Source organism: Verrucosispora sp. WMMA2044 (assembly GCF_027497155.1).
GTDB classification, from domain to species: domain Bacteria; phylum Actinomycetota; class Actinomycetes; order Mycobacteriales; family Micromonosporaceae; genus Micromonospora; species Micromonospora palythoicola.
This window is the reverse complement of the sequence record NZ_CP114913.1, coordinates 491315-512427: the sequence shown is the minus strand read 5'-3', so window position 1 is coordinate 512427 and position 21113 is coordinate 491315. Positions and strand designations below refer to the sequence as shown.

The following is a 21113-nucleotide window of genomic DNA, read 5'->3' as shown; positions in this document are numbered from 1 at the left end:
GTTGTCAGCTGGTCCAGTGCTGGGCGACGAGGTCGGCGGCCTGCTGTTCCCACTGGGCGTAGTGGTCGGGGTACGCCGACACCTGCACCGTCTGCGCGGCCTGGGTCAGCGGCATGTCCTGCCAGCCGTCGACCTGCTTCAACCCCTTGAGGAACGCCAGGGTCGAATACTCGGGGTCGGTGATCTGCTCCACCGTGCCCCAACCGGAGGACGGGCGCTGCTGGAACAGGCCCTGCGAGTCGTGGTCGTTGCGGTCACCCAGGTGACCCAGGTTCTCCAGCTTCGACTCCTGCAACGCGGTCGCGATCGACACCACGGCGGCACGCTCGTCCATGCCGGCCTTCTTCGTCGCCGCGATGATCGCCTTGACGTTGTCGATCTGCTCGTCGTTCAGCTCGACGTGCGACTGGTTGGACGGGGTGCCGTGCGGCAGCAGCCGGCCCATGTCCGGCTTGTCGGCCCGCACCACGTCGGCCTGCACCGCCGCGACCGGGTTGCTCGTGACCGGGGTGGTGTCGGCGTGAGCGGCCACCGGACCGGCGAACAGACCACCGGTGAACGCCAGACCCGCGATACCCAGCACGCTCTTCCGCAGCATCGTGTTCATCACAGAAGCTCCATTCGGGGGTCGACGCACACACACCCACAGGGGGGGACGGGGCGCGCGTACGCAAGCACCACAAAGGCGCCCAAACAAAAAGGGGGGAAAGTCCTCCGGCACGCGGGGCGTATCGCCGCTTCGCATCGCCGGGACCATGTCCAACGACCACCGGCCCGCCATCATTCCCGGGGGCCCGCACCCACCCTGGCGGGCGGTGTCTTCCTCGGCCGTTCACCCGTGCACAACGCCCCCGGGCCCGCACCCATTCCACCCCGAGCCCACGCCCGGAACCCGACACCCACCCCCAAACCCCGACAACCGCCCCCGACAACCCGCAATCTTGGTCCGACAACGCCCCCCAAAGGGCACAACCGCACCAAGATCCACACCAAACGCTGACCCCTCCCGCACGACAAGGAAGGGTGCGACCCGCACCGCCGCACCCGGCCCCGGGGCCAAGCCTGACCACCCAAAGCCGGGCACAACACCCAACCTTCCCCCGGCAGCGCCCCACACCCCACAGCACCCACAGTGTTGACCATGAGGTTAGCGGCAGTTTTAGAGATCAAAAACGCCGCCAACCTCATGATCAACAGGGAAGGCGGCGAGCTGCGGGGAGCGGGGGTGAGTAGCGGGAAGCGGCGGGGGTGGGGCTGGGGTTAGGCGGCGGGCCAATCTTGGGAGGCCATACGTGGCGAGACCGCCCCCGGAGGGGCGGCCTCGAGCCAGGAGAGGAACCCGGTGACGGTGGATCGTGCCATGGCGATCTCGACCGGGGCGTGTCGACTGGTACAGCGGAGGATGATCCAGTCGGCCGGCATGGACATTCGTTCCTGCCCCTCGGGCAGTCGCCGTCGTTCGACCGCCAGCCCTTCACGGGACAGCACCCGCTTGGGGCGTACAGCGAAACTGAACATCCGGTACCAGCGGAGTTCGTCGCCGACGAAGCGGCCGAAACCGGGTGACCAGCCGCGACCGTCGAGCATGGTGGAGGTCCGGACACTCAGCCGGATTATGCCTCCGCTACGGGTGACCAGAGCCCGCCGGACGAAGAGAAACAGGAACGCGCCGAGGAGCACGGCGACGCCGATCCCGACCCCTTCGACGATCTCCATCGGCGGGTCGGCTCAGTTGCCGGAAGCCGCGGCGGCCGGAGTGGCGGTCTCGGCCAGTACGGTCACGCCCTGCTCGCTGACCGACAGGAAGCCGCCAGCCACGTCGTAGCTGAGCTGCTCACCCCCGGGGAGCTTGATGCGTACCTGGCCGGGCTCGGCGAGCTGGCCGAGCAGGGGCGCGTGCCCCGGCAGCACACCCAGCTCACCCTCGGTCGTCCGGGCCATGACCATCTCGGCCGTGCCGGACCAGACCTTTTCCTCGACGGCCACGAGCTGGACGTTAAGCTGCTCTGCCACGCTGTCTCCTTGCTGAGGCGGCGGATTGGGGAAATTCTAGTCGCGCCCGGGACCTGTTCTTCAGGCGGGTGCCAAGACCCGCGGCCACGATCAGCTCCTGTTCACCAGCTTCGGATGTTCGAGCAGGAACGGGTCCAACAGGTCCCGCTCCAGAGCGACGAAGAAGTCGTCCACCTCGGGCGCGAACTGTTCACCGAGGTACTTGCCGTTCTCCTTGATTCCGCCACCCGGCAGCTTGATCATCTGAATGTTGCCGGGACGGATGTCCTTGAGCGCGACGGCGAAGTCGACCACGCTGTGCCCCCGGCCGCTGAAGATCAGCGACTCGCCGGCCGCACGGAGCACCTTGTCCAGCTTCACCGGGTTGGTCACCACGTCGGCGCTCAGCGCCTGACCGGCCATCGCCTTGACGAACTGCTGCTGGTGCCGCTGCCGGCCGTAGTCGCCGTCGGGGACACCGTTCTCCGGGTACCGCTGGCGGACGTAGTCCAGCGCCTGCCAACCGCTCAGGTGCTGCTTACCCTTCGGGTAGACCGCCTGCGGCCCGATGTAACCCTCGCCGTTGGGGTTGCCCTGGCGGTGCTTGCCGTTCGGCTCCCGGTGCTCCGAGCGGACCTCCCGCTCGATCTTCATCGTGACGCCGCCCATGGCGTCGACGATCTTCTGGAAGCCGGAGAAGTTGATGATCGCGCCGGCGTCGAACCGCTTGATGCCGGTGACCCGCTGCACGGTGATGGCGAGCAGTTCGAAGCCCTTCGCCGCGTCCGGCTTCCCACCGGGCACCCGGCTGCCGTACGACATCGCGGCGTTCAGCTTTGTGGTGTCGCCGGGAAAGTCGGCCTTCTCGAACGGCGGGATCTCCACGTAGAGGTCGCGCGGCAGGGAGAAGAGGTACGCCCGGTCCATCTCCTTCGGCACGTGCAGCACCATGATCGCGTCGGACAGCGGCGGGGTGTCCTTGTCGCGCGGGTCGATGCCGACCAGCAGGATGTTGAGCGGGCCCTTGATGTCGCTCTTGGCAGTGGCGCCGGCCGCCTGGTCGCCGAAGAGGTCCGCCTTGCCGACTGCGCCCTCGTAGCGGGCCATCAGCGCTTCCGCGCCCACCAGGCTGGTCCCGCTGAGCACCATCAGGACAACGCCGAAGATGGTGCAGAGCTGCGCCCAGCGGGGCACGCCCCGCCACACCGACGAGCGCCCACCACGCTTGCCGCGTCTGCCGGCCTTACCCACAAGCATCTCCGTTCGTCACGCCCCCGGGGGGAAGTACGGGCGCGCGGGGCCGAATGGTTTAACCAATCAACGCTCATCGGCGCATGAGCGTGGCTGTGCGGTGTCCGACGACATGCGCCGGGCCGTGCCTCGGCCCGGCTCGGGTTGCCTTCCTGGACATCGCACCGACGGTATCTCGCAGTCGGCGTGATCGCCGAGCACGGGAAACCGGCAGCGGCGATGGTACGTCGCGAAGATGAACAGAAGGCCGCCCCGGGGTTACCGGGACGGCCTTCTTTTTTCGTGTCTCGCGGAGGAAACGAAGGGTCAGCCCTTCATCAACTCGGCGGCCTTCTTCTCCAGGTCGTCGAGCCCACCGCACATGAAGAACGCCTGCTCGGGGAAGTGGTCGTACTCCCCCTCGCTGATCTTGCGGAACGCCTCGATGGTCTCCTTGATCGGGACCGTCGAGCCCGGCACGCCGGTGAACTGCTCCGCCGCGTAGGTGTTCTGCGACAGGAAGCGCTCGATCCGCCGGGCCCGCTGGACCGTGATCTTGTCTTCCTCGGAGAGTTCCTCGATACCGAGGATGGCGATGATGTCCTGCAGGTCCTTGTAGCGCTGGAGGATCCGCTTCACCTCGCTGGCCACCTGGAAGTGCTCCTGGCCGACGAACTCGGGGGCCAGGATCCGGGAGGAGGAGGCCAGCGGGTCCACCGCCGGGTAGATGCCCTTGTCGGAGATGGACCGCTCCAGGTTGGTGGTCGCGTCCAGGTGGGCGAACGTGGTGGCCGGGGCCGGGTCGGTGTAGTCGTCCGCCGGCACGTAGATCGCCTGCATCGAGGTGATGGCCTGGCCCCGGACGGAGGTGATCCGCTCCTGCAGCTCACCCATCTCGTCGGCCAGGGTCGGCTGGTAACCCACCGCGCTGGGCATCCGGCCCAGCAGGGTGGAGACCTCCGATCCGGCCTGGGTGAAGCGGAAGATGTTGTCGATGAAGAGCAGCACCTCCTGCTTCTTCACGTCCCGGAAGTACTCCGCCATGGTCAGCGCGGACAGCGCGACCCGCAGCCGGGTGCCCGGCGGCTCGTCCATCTGGCCGTAGACCAGAGCGGTCTTGTCGATGACGCCGGAGTCGGTCATCTCGTGGATGAGGTCGTTGCCCTCACGGGTGCGCTCGCCCACGCCGGCGAAGACCGAGGTACCACCGAAGTTACGGGCGACCCGGGTGATCATCTCCTGGATGAGCACCGTCTTGCCCACACCGGCACCGCCGAACAGGCCGATCTTGCCGCCCTTGACGTACGGGGCGAGCAGGTCGATGACCTTGATGCCGGTCTCCAGCATCTCGGTCTTCGGCTCCAGGTCCGCGAAGGCCGGTGCCTTGCGGTGGATGCCCCAGTGGTCGTCGGCCTGGATGGTCTCGCCCTCGGCCAGGTTGAGGCACTCACCGATGGCGTTGAAGACGTGGCCCTTGACCGCGTCGCCGACCGGCACCCGGATCGGGAAGCCGGTGTCCCGCACGTCGGCACCGCGCACCAGGCCGTCGGTCGGCTGCATCGAGATGGCGCGGACCAGGTTGTCACCCAGGTGCTGGGCAACCTCCAGGGTCAGCGTCTTCTCGCCACCGGACAGCGTCACGTTCACGTTGAGCGCGTTGTAGAGGTCCGGCATGGCGTCGCGCGGGAACTCGGCGTCGACGACCGGGCCGATGACCCGGACCACGCGACCCGTGGCCGTCTTGGTCTCGGCTGGTCCTCCAGCAGCGGTGGAAACAGTCATCACACTTCACTTCCCGACGCGGCCAGCGCGTTCGCGCCGCCGACGATCTCACTGATCTCCTGGGTGATCCCGGCCTGGCGGGCCGAGTTCATCTCACGCGTGTACTTGTCGATCATCTCTTCGGCGTTGTCGGTGGCGCTCTTCATCGCCCGCCGCCGGGCGGCCGACTCGCTGGCCGCCGACTCCAGCAACGCCGCGTAGATCCGCGTGTTGATGTACTTCGGCAGCAGCGCGTCGAGCAGCGCCTCCGCGTCCGGCTCGAACTCGTACGCGGGCAGTACGCCCTCCGAGCGGGGCCGTTCCTCGATCTGCAACGGGCCGATGATGCGGGTGACCGGGTTCTGGGTCATCAGGGACTTGAACTCGGTGTAGACGATGTGCAACTCGTCCACGCCGCGTACCCCGTCCGGGCCCGGATCGCCGTCGGTGTCGTCCGCACCGGCGGTGAACGCCTTGATCAAGGTCTCACCGACCTCGCGGGCGTCGGCGAAGGACGGCTGCTCCGAGAAGCCGGTCCAGCTGGCCTCGATCGGCCGGTTGCGGAACCGGTAGAACGACACGCCCTTGCGCCCGATGACGTAGAGCACCGGCTCCTTGCCGTCGGCCTGGAGCCGGGCGATCAACGACTCCGCCGTCCGGATGGCGTTGGAGCTGTAGCCGCCGGCCAGGCCCCGGTCGGAGGTCACCAGCAGCACGCCCGCCCGCCGCACCCGCTCGCGCGGGGTGAGCAGCGGGTGGTCGACCGAGGCGTTGGACGCCAGCGCGGTGAGCACGCCGGTGACGGCCTGGGCGTACGGCAGGGACGCCTCCACCCGGGCCTGGGCCTTGGCGATCCGGCTCGTCGCCACGAGCTCCATCGCCTTGGTGATCTTCTTCATCCCCTTCGCCGAGCGGATCCGTTGACGAAGAACACGTACCTGCGCCGCCATGGCCCGGCCCTACTGCTTCTCGGCCGGAGCCTCGCCGCTGTAGCGGGTGACCGTCTCGTGCTCGGCCTCGCCCTCCAGCGGCGCCGCCGGCGCCTCGTTGATCGTGCGCTCGTCCTCACGGCCGAGGAAGCCCTGCTTGAACTCCGTGACGGCCGAATCGAGGGTGGCGATGATCTCGTCGTCCCACTTGTTGTCGGCGATCGCCTGGAGCGTGGCGTTGTGCTTGCGCCGCAGGTGCTCCAGGAACTGGGTCTCGAAGCGCCGTACGTCGCCGACCGGGACGTCGTCCAGCTTGCCCTCGGTGCCGGCCCAGACGGCCACCACCTGCTCCTGCACCGGGTACGGCGAGTAGTTCGGCTGCTTGAGCAGCTCCACCAGGCGGGCACCGCGGTCCAGCTGGGCGCGGGAGGCCCTGTCCAGGTCGGAGGCGAAGGCGGCGAACGCCTCCAGCTCACGGAACTGGGCCAGGTTCAGCCGCAGCGAACCGGAGACCTTCTTCATCGGCTTCACCTGGGCGGCACCGCCGACCCGGGAGACCGAGGTACCGACGTTGATCGCCGGCCGGACGCCCTGGTTGAACAGGTCGGTCTCCAGGAAGATCTGGCCGTCGGTGATCGAGATGACGTTCGTCGGGATGAAGGCCGAGATGTCGTTGGCCTTCGTCTCGATGATCGGCAGGCCGGTCATCGAGCCGCCACCCATCTCGTCGGAGAGCTTCGCGCAGCGCTCCAGCAGCCGGGAGTGCAGGTAGAAGACGTCACCCGGGTACGCCTCGCGGCCCGGCGGGCGGCGCAGCAGCAGCGACACGGCACGGTACGCCTCGGCCTGCTTGCTCAGGTCGTCGAAGACCACGAGGACGTGCTTGCCGCCGTACATCCAGTGCTGACCGATGGACGAGCCGGTGTAGGGGGCGAGGTACTTGAAGCCGGCCGGGTCCGACGCCGGGGAGGCGACGATGGTGGTGTACTCCATCGCGCCCGCCTCCTCAAGGATGCCCTTGATGCCGGCGATGGTGGAGGCCTTCTGACCGATGGCGACGTAGATGCAGCGAACCTGCTTCTTCGGGTCGCCGGAGGCCCAGTTCTCGCGCTGGTTGAGGATGGTGTCCAGGGCGACAGTGGTCTTGCCGGTCTTCCGGTCACCGATGATCAGCTGCCGCTGGCCCCGGCCGATCGGGGTCATCGCGTCGATGGCCTTGATGCCGGTCTGCATCGGCTCGAAGACGGACTGCCGGGCCATCACGTTGGGGGCCTGCAGCTCCAGCTCGCGGTAGCCCTCGTCGGCGATCTCACCGAGACCGTCGATCGGCTGGCCGAGCGCGTTGACCACGCGGCCCAGGAAGGCGTCGCCCACCGGCACCGAGAGCACCCGGCCGGTGCGCTTGACGCGCTGCCCCTCCTCCAGCCCGGAGTAGTCGCCGAGGACGACGACACCGATCTCCCGGACGTCGAGGTTCAGCGCCACGCCGAGCGTGCCGTCCTCGAACTCCAGCAGCTCGTTGGTCATGGTCGAGGGCAGGCCCTCGACGTGGGCGATGCCGTCGCCGGTGTCGGCGACGGTGCCGACCTCCTCACGGGAGACGTCGGGCGAGTAGGAGGAGACATAGCGCTCCAGGGCGCCGCGGATCTCCTCCGTCGAGATGGTCAGCTCGGCCATCCTCTGCTTCCTTAAGTATCAGGGGCCCGGGATACCTAGTACCGACCGGTCCTCGGGTCGACTGTCTTTCCGGGCGCTTCGCGGGTGCTGGTCAGCGCTTCGCGAGCGCGTTGCGGGTCTCGTTGAGGCGGCGCAGGATCGTCCCGTCGTAGAGGTCCGAACCCACCCGTACGCTCACTCCACCGAGGATCGTCGGGTCAACCGTAAGCTTGACAGCAACCTGTCGATCGTATATGGCGGAAAGCCGATCGCCCAGGCGCCGCTCCTCCTCCTCGGTGATCGGAGCAGCCACCGTCACGTACGCGACCTGCCGGTCTCGCCGCTCCGCCGCCAACTCCACCAGCCGGGACAACGCGGCGGTGAACGACCGGCCACCGAAGCCGGCCAGCGCCGCCTCCGCCAACCGCACCGTCACCGGCCGGGCCTTGCCCGTCAGGAGCATCCCGACCAGTTCGGCCCGCTGCGCCACCGGCGCCATCGGGTCGGACAGGGCGTTGGACAGCTGCGGATCCGCGGCGACCACCTGGCCGAAGCGGAACAGCTCGTCCTCCACCTCGCCCAGTTCGTCGGCGCGGTCCGCGCTGGCGAGCAGTGCCTGCACACCGAGGCTCTCCGCGCCGTCGAGCAGTTCCGACGGCGCGGACCAGCGACCGGCGACGAGGGTCCCGAGCAGGTCGAGCGTGTCCGCGCCGACCTTGCCGGAGAGCACCGAGTTCACCAGGCCGGTGCGGTCCGCACCGGCGCGGGCCGGGTCGGAGAGCGCCCGGCGCAGCCGAACCTCCCGCCGCAGCAGGTCCGCGACGGCGAGCAGTTCCGCACCGGTGCCGGCCACGGTCGACGGCTCGGCACCGGCGACGTACTCCTCCAGCCGCGCGAGCGCGGCGGCGTAGGACTCCCGGCTGGCGGCCTGCATCAGCGGGCCCCCGCGCTCTCAAGGTCGGTGAGGAACCGCTCGACGGTGCCCTTGCGGCGGGCCTCGTCGGCGAGCGACTCGCCCACGATCCGGCTGGCCAGGTCGACCGCGAGGCCGCCGACCTCCGCGCGCAGCTCGCGCACGATGGTCTGGCGTTCCACGGCCAGCGACTCCCGGCCGGCGGCGATGATCCGGTCGGACTCCTCCCGGGCCTTGGCCAGGATCTCCGTCCGGATCGACTCGGCGTCGGCTCGGGCGTCGTCCCGGATCCGGGCCGCCTCGGTACGCACCTCGGCGAGCTGGGCCCGGTACTGCTCCAGCAGCTGGTTGGCCTCGGCCTGAGCAGCCTCGGCACGCTTGAGGCCGCCCTCGATCGCGTCGACCCGCGCCTGGTACATCGCCTCCATGCGCGGCATCACGAACTTCAGCAGCACGAAGCAGAGCAGGGCGAAGGCGATCGACCCGATGACGAGCTCCTGCCAGATCGGCACGAGCGGGTGGTGCTCTACACCTTCAGCGGCGACATACATGTCAGACCTCCGGGTCGCGTCGGGCTACGTCAGACTGCGAACGCGAGCACCAGGCCGAACAGGGCGAGCGCCTCGACCAGCGCGAAGCCCAGGACCAGCCAGGTGCGGTTGTAGCCGGCGGACTCCGGCTGGCGGGCGCTGGCCTGGATGTAGGCCGCGAAGACCAGGGCGACACCGATGCCGGGGCCGATGGCGGCGAGACCGTAACCGATGGTGTTGACGCTGCCATCGATGGCGGCAATAACGTCCATTGCGGGTATTCCTCCTAGTAGACGCGTGAGTCCTCACGCGTACGCGGTCGTACCGGAAGCTTGGTCGGGCCGGGCGGCCCGCCGAGGTCTGTGGATCAGTGCCCGTCGGCGAGCGACGTGCCGATGTAGTTGGCGGTCAGGGTGACGAAGACGTAGGCCTGCAACAGCGCGACGAGCACCTCGAAGAAGGCCATCAGGATCGCCATCAGGAACGAGAACACCGAGGTCACCTGGACGAAGACGTTGTCCGAGGCGAGCATCACGAAGCCGCCGACCGTGAAGACCAGCAGGATCAGGTGCCCGGCGAACATGTTGGCGAAGAGTCGTACCGCCAGCGTGACGGGTCGGTTGATGAAGTTCTGCAGGAACTCGATCGGGATCAGCAGGACGTGCATCGGCCACGGCACGCCCGGGATGATCAGGCTCTGCTTGAGGTAGCGGCCCAGACCCTGCTTGCGGACACCGATGTAGAGGTACATCACGTAGGTGATCGCGGCTAGCACGATCGGGAAGGCGATGTGCGAGTTCGGGGAGATCTGCAACCCGGGAGTGACGCCGAAGAGGTTGGTCACCGCGATGAAGCAGAACAGCACCGTGAAGTAGGGCGCGAACCGGATGCCGTCCTTGCCCATCTGCTCCCGGGCGATGTTGTCCCGGACCAGACCGTAGATCGACTCGGCCATCCACTGGCCCTTGCTCGGCACCAGCTTCGGGTTCCGGTAGGTGGCCATGAAGAAGATGATCAGAAGCCCGACGGCCAGCCAGATCATCAGCGTGAACTTCGTGACCCACGGGCCGGCGAGATCCGGCGGGTAGAAGTCTCCGACGCTGGGGGGCCAGGGAAGGCCCTCTGCGGCGACAAGCTGTCCGCTCACCGTGTCATCCTCCGCACTCGACAGACCCGCGCGTGCCGGCACTCAGGCACTGAGCCTCTTCATGATCAGGTAGATCGCTCCGGCTGCGCCGAGCATCATGCCCACGGCGATTCCGACGCCGGTCGGCAGGCCCAGGAACTCCCCCGCCAACCAGCCGAGGAATCCCCACACCACGATGCCGGCGAGCAGGTAGCCGAGGACGGCTCCGGCGACACCTTCCGACGAGTGTTCGTCGGGGCTTCTGCGGTGTGGGTTGTCGGCCATGACGAGGCGAACACTATCAGCCGGGTGTTTCGCGAGTGTGCGGCACCCCCCACACTGCGAGCAGCGTGCGGGCGGCGGGTGCGGCGCGTCAAGCCGGGGTTAGCCTACTCCTGTCCGGCCAACCGGACAGGCCGACGAAACGCCGGGGAAACTCCAGCCGTACGGTCAGTGATCCGACGGACGGTCCACGCTGGGCAGCGGGGAACGCAACGCCCAGGTCAGGTGGGCACCGGTCCACACCACCACGGCCGCGATGATGGCCGCACCCATGTCCGGCAGCCCCGGCCAGCCGGTGGCCGCCACGGCCGCCATCGCCACCCCCAGGATGACGATCTTCGTGGCGTAGGTGACCAACCCCACCGACATGATCAGTCGCGGGTGGACCGCGTCCGCCCAGGCCACCGAGAGACCCGAGATCAGGTAGCTGACGACCACCAGGGCGATGCCGGCGGCCACCCCCGCCGCACCGGTCGGGCCGCGCAGCACGGCGGCGGCCGGCACCGCGACCACCGCCAGCGCGGCACAGGCCAGCAGCGGCAGGCGCAGGTACGGCAGCCGGGCCCGGATGGCGCCGGGTTCCCCGGCCCGGGGCGCGGTCGCCCGGGGTCCGCCGGATCCCTCCGGAGGCGCGCTCATCGGGGGTACGCCGGGAACTCGGCCGCCAGTTCGGCCGCGTCGGCGGCGATCCGGGCCAACTCGTCGACGCCACCCGGGGCGGACGGGTCGGTCCGCACCGCCCGGGCGATCAGCACGGCGACCTGACGCATCTGCGCCTCCCCCATGCCCTGGGTGGTGACGCTGGGCGTACCCACCCGGATCCCGGAGGCGACAAACGGTTTCTGCGGGTCGTACGGGATCGCGTTCTTGTTCAACGTGATGGTCGCCGCGTCGCACCGCGCCTCCGCCTCGGCGCCGGTGACCCCGATCTCCCGCAGGTCGATCAGAGCCAGGTGGGTGTCGGTGCCGCCGGAGACCGGGCGCATCCCCTCGGCGGCCAGCCCGGCGGCGAGCGCCCGGGCGTTCGCCACCACCTGCGCGGCGTAACTGCGGTACGCCGGTTGCGCCGCCTCGTGCAGCGCGACCGCCTTGGCCGCCACGGCGTGCATCAGCGGGCCGCCCTGGGTGAACGGGAAGACCGCCTTGTCGATCCGCTCGGCCACCGCCTCCCGGCAGAGGATCATGCCGCCGCGCGGGCCGCGCAGCACCTTGTGGGTGGTCGCGCAGACCACGTCGGCGTACGGCACCGGCGACGGGATCGCCTGCCCGGCGACCAGCCCGATGAAGTGCGCGGCATCCACCATCAGGTACGCGCCCACCTCGTCGGCGATCTCCCGGAACCGGGCGAAGTCGATCAGCCGTGGGTACGCGGTCGCCCCACAGATGATCATCTTCGGCTGGTGGGTGCGGGCGAGATCCCGTACCTCGTCGTAGTCGATCAGCTCGGTGTCCTGCCGGACGGTGTAGCCGACGGGTTTGAACCACCGGCCGGAGAAGTTCACCCGGCTGCCGTGGGTGAGGTGCCCGCCGTGCGGCAGCTCCATCGCCAGCACCGTGTCACCCGGCTGGACCAGCGCGGCGTACGCGGCCAGGTTGGCGCTCGCGCCGGAGTGCGGCTGAAGGTTGGCGTGCTCGGCGCCGAAAAGGTCCTTCGCCCGGGCGATGCCGAGCTCCTCGGCCCGGTCCACCTGCGCGCAGCCGCCGTAGTAGCGCCGGCCCGGATAGCCCTCGGCGTACTTGTTGGTGAGCGTCGAGCCCAGCGCCGCCAGCACGGCCGGCGAGGTGAGGTTCTCGCTGGCGATCAGCTGCAACCCGCCGCGCAGCCGGTCCAGCTCGCCCAGCACCACCTCCGCGATCTCCGGGTCGGCCGTGCTGAGCTGCTCGAAGTCCGGCCCCCAGAAGGTGCCCTCGGCGGTCTCCACAGCGCCAGAGTCTAGGAGACCGCAGACTGGAGGCGTGAGATGCCTGGTGACCGGAGCAACCGGATACATCGGCGGGCGCCTGGCGCCACGCCTGCTGGCCGAGGGATACGCGGTGCGCTGCCTGGCGCGGCGGGCCAATCGGCTGCGCGACGTGCCGTGGGCCGCGCAGGTCGAGGTGGTCGAGGGCGACCTGAGCCGGCCGGAGAGCCTGGCCGGGGTCTTCGACGGCGTCGACGTGGCGTACTACCTGGTGCACTCGCTCGGCCAGGCCGGCTTCGAGGCCGCCGACCGACAGGCCGCGACAACCTTCGCCGAGGCGGCCCGCGCCGCGGGCGTACGCCGGATCGTCTACCTGGGTGGGCCGGAGCCGGCGCCCGACGACGTCGCCTCGGCGCACCTGCGCTCCCGCGCCGAGGTGGCGCGGATCCTGCTGGACAGCGGCGTGCCGACGGTGGTGCTGCGGGCAGCTGTGATCATCGGTTCCGGTTCGGCGTCGTTCGAGATGCTGCGTTACCTGACCGAGCGGCTGCCGGTGATGGTCACTCCGCGCTGGGTCAGCAACCGGATCCAACCGATCGCGGTCCGCGACGTGCTGCGCTACCTGGTCGGCTGCGCGGCGCTGCCGCCGGAGGTCGACCGGGCCTTCGACATCGCCGGTCCGGATGTGCTGACCTTCGGCGACATGATGCAGCGCTACGCCCGGGTCGCCGGGCTCTCCCGCCGTCTCCTGCTGCCGGTACGGCCGCTGACGCCCACGCTGTCGTCGTACTGGGTGGGACTGGTCACCCCGGTGCCGAACGCGCTCGCCCGGCCGTTGGTGGAGAGCCTGGTGCACGAGGCGGTCGCGCACGAGCACGACATCGCGGAGTACCTGCCGGACCCGCCGGACGGGCTCACCGGTTTCGACCGGGCCGTCGAGCTGGCGCTGGCCAAGGTGCGCGACGCCGAGGTGGAGACCCGGTGGTCGAACGCGGCCGGTGCGGACGCCCCCGCCGAGCCGCTGCCGAGCGACCCGCACTGGAGCGGCGGCACCGCCTACACCGACCTGCGGGAGCAGACGGTGGCGGCCCCGCCGGAGGCGTTGTGGCAGGTGATCGAGGGGGTCGGCGGGGAGAACGGCTGGTACTCGTTCCCGCTCGCCTGGTCCGTGCGCGGCTGGTTGGACCGGCTGGTCGGCGGGGTGGGGCTGCGGCGGGGCCGGCGTCACCCGCACCAGTTGCGGGTCGGCGAGGCACTTGACTTCTGGCGGGTGGAGGAGATCGTCCCCGGCGAACTGCTGCGGCTGCGCGCCGAGATGCGGCTGCCCGGCCGGGCCTGGCTGGAGATGCGGGTGCAGACCGACGACGCGGGACAGGTCAGCTACCGGCAGCGGGCGGTCTTCCTGCCCCGGGGTCTGGTCGGGCACGCGTACTGGGCTGCGGTGACGCCGTTCCACGCGGTGGTCTTCGGTGGGATGGCCCGCAACATCGCCGAGGGTGCCGAGCGGTTGGCGGCGGCCGCCCCGGTCCGCGGACCGGCCACCGGCTGAGGCGGTCAGTTGCCGGTGCGCTGCCCGGTGACCCGCCAGGCGGTCGTCTCGCTCGGCGGCACGAAGTCGCGGACCGGCTCGTCGCGCAGGGCGAAGGAGAGGATCTCCCCGACCGCCTCCACCATGGCGGTCTGCACCGCCCGGCCGACGGCGTCGCGCGGCTCGTCGGGGTTGGCCGCCATCGCCGCCACCGCCACCTGCGGGGTGAGGGCCACGACCGTCTCCGTGGCGTACCGCTCGGAGCTGCCCGTCTTGCCCACCACCGGCCGGTCGAGCTGACCGCGCAGCTCGGTCGCCGTGCCGCCGGCGCAGCCCTGGTACATGGACTGGTCGCCGACCGGGCAGCGGGCGGCGTCCGCCGCCGCCCGGGCCACGTCGACGTCGAGCACCTGCCGGCAGTCCGGCTGCCCGGCGGCCACCCGGCGGCCGTCCGCGTCGGTGATCGAGGTGACCGGCGTGGGCGCGCACCAGGTGCCCTCCGCGCCCAACGTCGCGTACGCACCGGCCAGGTCGAGCGGGGTGGTCGCGGACACCCCCAGGGTGAACGGACCCCACTCCCGGGCGCCGTGCCGGGCCAGTTGGGCGTCGTCCTCGGCCCGGAACACGATGCCGAGCCGTTCGGCCATCTCCACCACCCGGTCCGCCCCGACCCGCTCGGTGAGCCAGGCGAAGTACGTGTTGACCGAGTCGCCGAAGGCGGTCCACATGTCGTGCCGGCCGCTCATCGAGGCGCTGGCGTTCTGCGGACACCAGTACCCGCCGCAGCTCGCCTCGGTGCCGCTGACCCGAAAGTCGGTCACGATCCGCCGAGGCGCGTCGTAGACCGTGTTCAGGGGCAGTCCGGCCTCCAGCGCGGCCAGCATGGTGAAGAGCTTGAACGTGGAACCGCCCTGGTAGCCGACGATGGTGCCGCCGCCGGCGACGAGTTGGTTGACGGTGTTGGGGTGGTTCTGCTGCCCGCCGGGGTTCGCGGCCACGCTGTAGGTGCGGTTCACCGACATGGCGAGCACCCGCCCGGTGCCGGGCTGGACCACCGCGGTCGGCATGGCGTGTGGGTGCTCGGCCGGGTAGATCCGCCGCACCTGTTCGGTGGTGGCCCGCTGCACACCGGGGTCGAGTGAGGAGACGATGCTGAACCCGCCCCGGCGCAGGGTGCGTTGCCGCTCGTCGACGCTGCCGCCGAACGCCTTCTGGCTGTTCCACCACCGGGTGAACCAGTCGCAGAAGAAGCCCCAGTCGTTGTGCCCCTCGGGCACCGCGGTGCAGTCGTTCGGTGTCTCGCTGGGCCGCAGGTTCAACGGCTGGGCCGCGATCCGGGCCGCCTCCTCCGGCGCGGCCACGCCCGATTCGACCATCCGGTCCAGCACGTAGCCACGCCGGGCGGTCGCGCTGTCGGCGTCGCCGTTTATCGGGTCGTCGCTGTCCGGGGAGCGGACCAGCCCGGCCAGCAGCGCCGCCTGGGCCAGCGTGAGCTTCGCCGGTGCGGTGGAGAAGTACCGCTTGCTGGCGGCGGCGATGCCGTACGCGCCGGCGCCGAAGTACGCGATGTTCAGGTAACGGGCAAGGATCTGCTCCTTGGTCAGCTCCCGCTCCAGCGCCAGCGCGTACCGGATCTCCTGGATCTTGCGGGCGGTACTCACCTCGGTGGCCGCGGCGCGTTGCGCCTCGCTGAGCCGGGGGTCGGTGCTCAACACGTTGCGAACGTACTGCATGGTCAGCGTGGAGGCGCCCTGCCGGGTGGCGCCGTCGCGCCGGTTGGCGGTGAAGGCGCGCACGATGCCCCGCAGGTCCACCCCGCTGTGCTCGTGGAAGCGGGCGTCCTCGGCGGCGATGATGGCCTGCCGCATCACCGGCGCCACCTCGTCCAGCGGCACGTCCACCCGGTCCTCCTGGTAGAAGGAGGTGATCAGCGTGGTGCCGTCGCTGGCGTACAGGTTCGATCGTTGGGCCGTCGGCGGTGTCCGCAGCGTGTTGGGCAGCTCCGCGTAGGGCGCGGAGAGCGCCGAGAATCCGATGCCGAACACCAGCGCGGCCGGCAGCGCCGCCACCGCCAGCACCAGGCCGGCAAGCGTGCCGGCCAGCAGGACGGTGAACATCTTCGGCAGGAACGCCCGGGTCATCAGCTCTCCCCGCAGGAGCCGTCAGGACTCCCCCAGGATGGCGCTAATCACCCTTTCTGCCGCGCCTTTCCCCCAAACCCGGATGAAATTCGCCGATCAGGGGAGCAGCAGCGCGGCGAGCGGCTGCACCGTCTCCTCGATCTCGTCGGCGACCCGGCTGAAGCACTGGTCACCGCGCCCCCACGGATCGTCGAGGTCGTCGGTGGGCAGCGCGGTGGCGTCCTGACGGGCCTCGTGCGCCGCCTCGACCAACGCCACGCCACGGGCGTGGACCGCGTCGGCGGTGGCCTCGGCCGCCGGCAACCCGGCCGGGTCGAGAGCGGCCAGCAACCGGCCGAACTCGCCGAGGACGAACGTGCGGGCGGCGGCGTCGGGCCGCAGCGCGGTCACGTACTCCTGCTGATCCGCGGTGGCGGTCAGCACCAGGTCGGCTGCGTCGATGTGATCGGAGCGCAGCTTGCGGGCGGCGAAACCGGCGGTGTCGCCGCCCCGGTTGGTGACCTGACGGGCGGCCGGCGGGTTCATCTCCTCACCGGCATGCCAACCGCCGGTGCCCGCGCTGTGGCTGTGCAGCAGTTCCTCCGCCCGGGCCGGGTCGACCTCGCGCCGGGCCAGCCGATCGGCCACGGCGAGGGTGAGCAGCCGCTCGGCCATCGGAGAGCGGCAGATGTTGCCCATGCAGACGTGCAGGACGGTGAAGGGAGGCACCTACACCACCTGGCTCTCACGCAGCTCCGGTACCACCTCGCGGAGCCGGGCCAGGTCGATCGCGCCCTCCCGGACCAGCACCGGCTCGTCGCCGGTCAGGTCCACGATCGTGCTGGGCACCGGATCCACCGCCGGCCCCGCCTCCAGGTAGGCCCGCACGGAGTAGGCGAGTTGGTCGCGTGCCTGGTCGGCGGTGAGCGCGGCCGGCTGACCGAGCTTGTTGGCCGACGCGACCGCCATCGGCCCGGTCTCGCGGAGCACCTCCAGCGCCACCGGGTGCAGCGGCATCCGTACCGCCACCGTGCCGCTGTCGTCGCCGAGATCCCACCGCAGGCTCGCCGAGTGCTTCACCACGATGGTCAGCGCCCCCGGCCAGAACGCCTCGACCAGATCACGCGCCGCGGCGGGCAGGGTGTAGGCCAGGCCGTCGAGGGTGTGCCGGGAACCGATGAGCACCGGCGGCGGGGCGTGCGGGACACCCTTGGCGTCCAGCAACGCCTTGACCGCGTACGGGGTGAACGCGTCGGCGCCGATCCCGTAGACCGTGTCGGTCGGCAGGACCACCAGCTCGCCGTTGCGGACCGCCTCGATGGCCGCAGCGATGCCGCGGTCCCGGTCGGCGAGCGACCGGCAGTCGTAGAGCATCACGAGGAGCCAGTCTGCCACGTCGCGGTGGCACCGGGTGGCGGGCGGTCCGCGAGGCGGGACGCGGTGACGAAACGCGGCCGGTCGGCGAGGTCGCGATGGTCGACGATCGCGGCGTACCGACCGTCGGCGGCGAGCAGACCCGGCACCACCACGCCGTGGCTGTCGTCGTGTTCGATGCCGAGGACACCGCCGGGACGCAGCAGGAAACCCGCGCGGTCGATCACCCGGCGGATGACGTCCAGCCCGTCCGCCCCACCGAACACGGCCTCCGCCGGGTCGTGGTCGGCCACCTCCGGCGGTACGGCCACCGCGAGTGGGACGTACGGCGGGTTGCACAGCAGCACGTCCACCCGACCCGCCAGCTCGGCCAGCAGCGCCGGTTCGGTGGCGTCCGCCGCCACCACCTCGATCGGCCGGTCACCGGCGGCGACCCGATCCGCCGCGTTGCGCCGCAGCCAGGACAGCGCCCGCGGCGAGCGTTCCACCGCCACCACCCGGGCCTGCGGCACCTCGGAGGCCACCGACAGGGCGATCGCCCCGGACCCACTGCACAGGTCCACCACCAGCGGCTCCGACCGCCCGTCGGCCTGCCCGCCGTCGTCGCCCGCGATTCGCCGGGCATGGTCGACGCCCCACCCGGCGAGCAGTTCGGTCTCCGGGCGCGGCACGAAGACACCCGGCCCGACGGCCAGCTCCAGGTGCCGGAAGCCGGCGGTGCCGGTGAGATACTGCAACGGTTCCCGTCGGGACCGGCGGGTCACCAGCGCTCGGTAACCGTCGAGTTGCTCGTCGGTGAAGCCGTCCGCCAGCGCCAACCGCCCGCGAGGGATCCCGAGCACATGCCCGGCCAGCACCTCGGCCTCCGTGCGGGCCGAGGTCACGCCGGCGGTGGCGAGAGTACGGGCCGCGTCGGCGATCACGGGCGTAGGACGGTGACGTCTCGTCCCTTCGGACGGGTGTTGCGGTGCGGTGGTCACGCAATAATCATGAGGCGTCGCCGTGCACGTGCATAAGCGGGTGCAGCGGCACACCGACAGGAGGTCGCGGGTGGGCTGGCTCGACCGGGTCGAGGACCAGGTTGACGCCCTGACGAAGGCGCGGGCGTTGCAGGAGGTGAGCCGTTCCACCGAGGCGTACGGGCTCCTGGAGCAGGTGCTGCGTGCCACCAGCGACCCGCACGCCCGCGCCGACGCGCTCGTGCAGCGGCTCTCGGCCCTGATCAACCTCGGGCGCACCGCCGAGTACACCCGCGCCATCGAGGAGGCGTCCGCGGCGGTACGCGACCTCGCCGAGCCCTATCTGCACGGGCACCTCAACGCCCTGGCCGCGCTGGCCGCCCACCATCAGGGCGCGCTGGACCGCTGCGTGACGCACCTGGTCAAGGCCGCCCGGGCGCTCGGAGCGGTGGAGGAGGCGGACCGGGACACCGCCTGGGGCTGGCACGACCTGGCGATGGCGTACTCGTACCTCAGCTTCCACGGATACGCGTTGGGCGCGATCGAACGCGCCCGGCAACTGGGCACCGCCGCCGGCATCCCCGAGGAGACGTTCGCCGCACCGGGCATCCGGCTGCGCAACGCGGTCGCCCTGGACCACACCGGTGACAGCGACGGATGTCTGCGCGTACTGCGGGATGTCGGCGGCGACCTGGGCCGGTTCGTCACCGCCGGACGGGCCGACCGGCTGCGCCCCAGCAGCCTGGCCGCCTACGGCTACGCCGCCGCCCGCCGGTGCGCCCTCGGCGACGACATCGACCCGGTCCCGGGCCTGGACCCGGCCCGGCTGCTCGGCTGCGGCGCGGACAGTGCCCGGGCCCGCGACATGCGCCAGCTCGGCCAGGTGTGTCTCGCCATCGCCAGCGGACGCCCCATCGAGGCGGTCACCCGGCTGGACACCGTCCACGTGTCCGCGGAGACGCTCGGCGCGGCCGAGCCGGCCCGGCTGCGCAGCATGGCGCTCGGACGAGCCGGCGACCACGCCGCCGCGCACCGGGCCGACCGGCTGGCCTTCCGGCTCGCCGCGCAGCGCCACGACCGGCTCCGTGACGTCTACATCGACGGCATCGCCGCCCGGATCGACCACGAGGAGATGCGCCGTGAGGCGGCCCGGTTCGAGGGGGAGGCGTTGACCGACCCGCTGACCGGGCTGCCCAACCGGCGCCGGCTGGAGCGCTACATCGCGGCCGTGGTCGCCCGGGGCGAGCGGGTGGTGATCGGCGTCTGCGACCTGGACGGGTTCAAGGCGGTCAACACGCGGCACGGGCACCACTCGGGAGACCTGGTCCTGCAACGTGTCGCCGGAGTCATCAACCGGGTGATGCGTCGGGGCGACTTCGTCGCCCGCTACGGCGGCGACGAGTTCGTGGTGGTGCTGCCGGAAGCGGGGATGACCGAGGCGGCCGAGGTGGCTCGGCGGATCGACGCGGCCGTCCGCACCGAGGACTGGGAGTCGCTGGTACCGGGCACTCCGGTCGGGGTCAGCATCGGCTTCGCCGAGGTGGGAGCCGGCGGCCCCGGCCAGCGGGACGCGCTCGGCGCCGCCTTCGAGGCCGCCGACCGGGAGATGCTGCGGGCCAAGGTCCGGCCGCGTACCGCCTGACCGACGGCAGCGTCTCAGCGGCGGGTCAGCTCCGCGTCGCCCGCCAGCCGCGCGGCCCGGTCCGCCTCGCCGAGCGCGTCGAGCACGCCGTCCAACTCCCCGGCGAGCACCAGATCCAGGTTGTACGCGGTGAAGCCGATCCGGTGATCGGTGATCCGGTTCTGCGGGAAGTTGTAGGTGCGGATCCGCTCCGAGCGGTCCACCGTACGCACCTGGGCCTTGCGGGCGTCCGACGCGGCGGCGTCGGCCTGCTCCTGCGCGGCGGCCAGCAGCCGGGCGCGCAGGATCCGCATCGCCTGCTCCCGGTTCTGCAGCTGGGACTTCTCGTTCTGGCAGGAGACCACGATGCCGGTGGGCAGGTGGGTGATCCGCACCGCCGAGTCCGTGGTGTTCACCGACTGTCCCCCGGGCCCGGACGAACGGAACACGTCGATGCGCAACTCGTTCGGGTCGATGGTGACGTCGACCTCCTCGGCCTCCGGCAGCACCAGTACGCCGGCCGCGCTCGTGTGGATGCGTCCCTGCGACTCGGTGACCGGGACCCGCTGCACCCGGTGCACGCCACCCTCCCACTTCAACCGGGACCAGACGCCGTTGCCGCCCTCCGGCACACCCTTCGCCTTGATCGCCAGCGAGACGTCCTTGACGCCACCGAGGTCGGAGTCCTGAGCGTCGATCACCTCGGTGACCCAGCCGCGCCGCTCCGCGTACCGGGTGTACATGCGCAGCAGGTCACCGGCGAACAACGCGGACTCCTCACCGCCCTCACCCGCCTTGATCTCGACGATGACGTCCTTGGCGTCGTGCGGGTCACGAGGGATGAGCAGTTCGGCGAGACGCTCCTCAAGCACCGGCAGCGTCGCCGCGATCGTCTCGGCCTCGGCGGCGAAGGAGGCGTCCTCGGCGGCCAGTTCGCGCGCCGCGGCGAGATCGGCGCGGGCCTGCTCCAGTTCGGCGGCGGCCTTGTGCAGCGGCACCAACTCGGCGTAGCGACGGCCGACCCGACGGGCGGTGCCCTGGTCGGCGTGGATCGCGGGGTCGGCCAGCCGCTTCTCCAACTCGGCGTACTCGTCGAGGAGGGCGGCCAGGCGTTCACTGCTCATGCTGGGGATCGCTCCTTGAGACCGGACACAGACGGACGACGCCCGCGTCCGGCGGTGAACCGGACGC

At 70.8% G+C, this 21113-nt stretch carries 21 protein-coding genes; 2 read left to right on the top strand and 19 right to left on the bottom strand.

The features are described 5' to 3' along the window. Positions 1-4 precede the first annotated feature (4 nt). The 14 genes from O3597_RS02380 to glyA form a co-directional block, all read right to left on the bottom strand. The gene (locus O3597_RS02380; protein WP_281603137.1) at positions 5-607 is read right to left on the bottom strand and encodes a hypothetical protein; all 603 of its coding nucleotides are present in this window, start codon (positions 605-607) and stop codon (positions 5-7) included. Between the two features lie 653 nt (positions 608-1260). After that, entirely contained in the window at positions 1261-1716 is a 456-nt protein-coding gene (locus tag O3597_RS02375; protein WP_164447638.1) for a DUF2550 domain-containing protein, read from the bottom strand. Between the two features lie 12 nt (positions 1717-1728). After that, positions 1729-2013, bottom strand: a complete 285-nt coding sequence (locus O3597_RS02370; RefSeq protein WP_164447639.1) for a F0F1 ATP synthase subunit epsilon — start codon at positions 2011-2013, stop codon at positions 1729-1731. Between the two features lie 90 nt (positions 2014-2103). Beyond that, entirely contained in the window at positions 2104-3249 is a 1146-nt protein-coding gene (locus O3597_RS02365) for an LCP family protein (protein ID WP_164447640.1), read from the bottom strand. 300 nt (positions 3250-3549) lie between these two features. Then, on the bottom strand, positions 3550-5007 hold the full coding sequence (atpD, locus tag O3597_RS02360; RefSeq protein ID WP_216592889.1) for a F0F1 ATP synthase subunit beta: 1458 nt from the start codon (positions 5005-5007) through the stop codon (positions 3550-3552). Continuing rightward, complete coding sequence (locus tag O3597_RS02355) at positions 5004-5933, bottom strand: F0F1 ATP synthase subunit gamma (RefSeq protein ID WP_164447642.1); 930 nt, start codon at positions 5931-5933, stop codon at positions 5004-5006. Before O3597_RS02355 ends, atpD begins: the two co-directional genes overlap by 4 nt. Before the next feature lie 9 nt (positions 5934-5942). Beyond that, positions 5943-7589, bottom strand: a complete 1647-nt coding sequence (gene atpA, locus O3597_RS02350; RefSeq protein ID WP_164447643.1) for a F0F1 ATP synthase subunit alpha — start codon at positions 7587-7589, stop codon at positions 5943-5945. Between the two features lie 91 nt (positions 7590-7680). After that, positions 7681-8502, bottom strand: a complete 822-nt coding sequence (locus O3597_RS02345) for a F0F1 ATP synthase subunit delta (protein WP_164447644.1) — start codon at positions 8500-8502, stop codon at positions 7681-7683. Continuing rightward, positions 8502-9032, bottom strand: coding sequence for a F0F1 ATP synthase subunit B (locus O3597_RS02340; protein WP_093405427.1), 531 nt, complete (start codon positions 9030-9032; stop codon positions 8502-8504). The genes O3597_RS02345 and O3597_RS02340 overlap by 1 nt, the downstream gene beginning before the upstream one ends. Before the next feature lie 29 nt (positions 9033-9061). Further along, positions 9062-9283 carry an ATP synthase F0 subunit C gene (gene atpE / locus O3597_RS02335; RefSeq protein ID WP_164447645.1) on the bottom strand — a complete coding sequence of 74 codons (222 nt, stop codon included), beginning with the start codon at positions 9281-9283 and terminating at the stop codon, positions 9062-9064. Positions 9284-9378: 95 nt separating this feature from the next. Further along, positions 9379-10200 carry a F0F1 ATP synthase subunit A gene (gene atpB, locus O3597_RS02330; RefSeq protein WP_164447646.1) on the bottom strand — a complete coding sequence of 274 codons (822 nt, stop codon included), beginning with the start codon at positions 10198-10200 and terminating at the stop codon, positions 9379-9381. After that, positions 10201-10422 (bottom strand): hypothetical protein, encoded by a 222-nt coding sequence (locus O3597_RS02325; RefSeq protein ID WP_093405421.1) that lies wholly within the window; start codon positions 10420-10422, stop codon positions 10201-10203. Positions 10423-10587: 165 nt separating this feature from the next. Beyond that, on the bottom strand, positions 10588-11058 hold the full coding sequence (locus O3597_RS02320) for a hypothetical protein (RefSeq protein WP_281603136.1): 471 nt from the start codon (positions 11056-11058) through the stop codon (positions 10588-10590). Beyond that, positions 11055-12341, bottom strand: a complete 1287-nt coding sequence (glyA, locus tag O3597_RS02315; RefSeq protein ID WP_164447648.1) for a serine hydroxymethyltransferase — start codon at positions 12339-12341, stop codon at positions 11055-11057. The genes O3597_RS02320 and glyA overlap by 4 nt, the downstream gene beginning before the upstream one ends. A gap of 34 nt (positions 12342-12375) precedes the next feature. On the opposite strand from glyA, the gene O3597_RS02310 reads away from it, so the two are divergent. Further along, the gene (locus O3597_RS02310; RefSeq protein WP_281603135.1) at positions 12376-13869 is read left to right on the top strand and encodes an SDR family oxidoreductase; all 1494 of its coding nucleotides are present in this window, start codon (positions 12376-12378) and stop codon (positions 13867-13869) included. A 5-nt stretch (positions 13870-13874) separates the two neighbouring features. On the opposite strand, the gene O3597_RS02305 is transcribed toward O3597_RS02310, so the two are convergent. The 4 genes from O3597_RS02305 to prmC form a co-directional block, all read right to left on the bottom strand. Then, complete coding sequence (locus tag O3597_RS02305; RefSeq protein ID WP_281603134.1) at positions 13875-15989, bottom strand: transglycosylase domain-containing protein; 2115 nt, start codon at positions 15987-15989, stop codon at positions 13875-13877. A gap of 96 nt (positions 15990-16085) precedes the next feature. Beyond that, a complete protein-coding gene (locus O3597_RS02300) occupies positions 16086-16697 on the bottom strand; it encodes a phosphotyrosine protein phosphatase (protein ID WP_281603133.1) in 612 nt (203 codons plus the stop codon). Next, positions 16698-17342, bottom strand: a complete 645-nt coding sequence (locus tag O3597_RS02295; protein WP_164447919.1) for an L-threonylcarbamoyladenylate synthase — start codon at positions 17340-17342, stop codon at positions 16698-16700. It lies immediately after the preceding gene. Next, positions 17342-18322, bottom strand: a complete 981-nt coding sequence (prmC, locus tag O3597_RS02290) for a peptide chain release factor N(5)-glutamine methyltransferase (RefSeq protein WP_281603132.1) — start codon at positions 18320-18322, stop codon at positions 17342-17344. Before prmC ends, O3597_RS02295 begins: the two co-directional genes overlap by 1 nt. A gap of 70 nt (positions 18323-18392) precedes the next feature. Between prmC and O3597_RS02285 the strand changes: the two genes are divergently transcribed. Continuing rightward, the gene (locus tag O3597_RS02285; RefSeq protein ID WP_164447920.1) at positions 18393-19943 is read left to right on the top strand and encodes a GGDEF domain-containing protein; all 1551 of its coding nucleotides are present in this window, start codon (positions 18393-18395) and stop codon (positions 19941-19943) included. A 14-nt stretch (positions 19944-19957) separates the two neighbouring features. On the opposite strand, the gene prfA is transcribed toward O3597_RS02285, so the two are convergent. Continuing rightward, positions 19958-21046, bottom strand: a complete 1089-nt coding sequence (gene prfA, locus O3597_RS02280) for a peptide chain release factor 1 (protein ID WP_164447653.1) — start codon at positions 21044-21046, stop codon at positions 19958-19960. Between the last annotated feature and the right edge of the window lie 67 nt (positions 21047-21113).

Bases quoted from the DNA above. Each gene is read 5' to 3' on its own strand.
- O3597_RS02325 (WP_093405421.1), bottom strand. From the start codon at position 10,422: ATGGCCGACAACCCACACCGCAGAAGCCCCGACGAACACTCGTCGGAA.
- O3597_RS02375 (WP_164447638.1), bottom strand. From the start codon at position 1,716: ATGGAGATCGTCGAAGGGGTCGGGATCGGCGTCGCCGTGCTCCTCGGC.
- atpE (WP_164447645.1), bottom strand. From the start codon at position 9,283: ATGGACGTTATTGCCGCCATCGATGGCAGCGTCAACACCATCGGTTAC.
- atpA (WP_164447643.1), bottom strand. From the start codon at position 7,589: ATGGCCGAGCTGACCATCTCGACGGAGGAGATCCGCGGCGCCCTGGAG.
- O3597_RS02295 (WP_164447919.1), bottom strand. From the start codon at position 17,342: ATGCTCTACGACTGCCGGTCGCTCGCCGACCGGGACCGCGGCATCGCT.
- O3597_RS02365 (WP_164447640.1), bottom strand. From the start codon at position 3,249: ATGCTTGTGGGTAAGGCCGGCAGACGCGGCAAGCGTGGTGGGCGCTCG.
- O3597_RS02340 (WP_093405427.1), bottom strand. From the start codon at position 9,032: ATGTATGTCGCCGCTGAAGGTGTAGAGCACCACCCGCTCGTGCCGATC.
- O3597_RS02345 (WP_164447644.1), bottom strand. From the start codon at position 8,502: ATGCAGGCCGCCAGCCGGGAGTCCTACGCCGCCGCGCTCGCGCGGCTG.
- O3597_RS02305 (WP_281603134.1), bottom strand. From the start codon at position 15,989: ATGACCCGGGCGTTCCTGCCGAAGATGTTCACCGTCCTGCTGGCCGGC.
- O3597_RS02380 (WP_281603137.1), bottom strand. From the start codon at position 607: ATGAACACGATGCTGCGGAAGAGCGTGCTGGGTATCGCGGGTCTGGCG.
- O3597_RS02320 (WP_281603136.1), bottom strand. From the start codon at position 11,058: ATGAGCGCGCCTCCGGAGGGATCCGGCGGACCCCGGGCGACCGCGCCC.
- O3597_RS02355 (WP_164447642.1), bottom strand. From the start codon at position 5,933: ATGGCGGCGCAGGTACGTGTTCTTCGTCAACGGATCCGCTCGGCGAAG.
- prfA (WP_164447653.1), bottom strand. From the start codon at position 21,046: ATGAGCAGTGAACGCCTGGCCGCCCTCCTCGACGAGTACGCCGAGTTG.